General features: G+C 64.9%; 1 pseudogene. It reads right to left on the minus strand.

The window, feature by feature from the left end:
- Window positions 1-211, minus strand: a pseudogene (locus tag KNP62_RS15540) (RNA-guided endonuclease TnpB family protein); the annotation flags it as partial.

A 211-nucleotide genomic window follows, 5' to 3' on the forward strand; every position in this document is an offset into this window, starting at 1 on the left:
CCCGTCTTGGTCATCGAGACCGTCGCCGACCGGATGACGCCCTCGAACGGGCGATGTTGTGTGAACCGCACGAACCCGACCTTCGGCAGCCGGACTTTTCCCGCCTCGATGCGGATCGTGCCGTGCTGGTTGTTCGTCGTGTAGGAGGCACGCGACCGTCGTCTCGATTTGAAGGCCGGGAAGCCGCCCGTCCCGGCGAAGAACTTCGCGA

It is taken from the genome of Exiguobacterium sp. s183, assembly GCF_018617655.1.
Taxonomy (GTDB): domain Bacteria; phylum Bacillota; class Bacilli; order Exiguobacteriales; family Exiguobacteriaceae; genus Exiguobacterium; species Exiguobacterium aestuarii_A.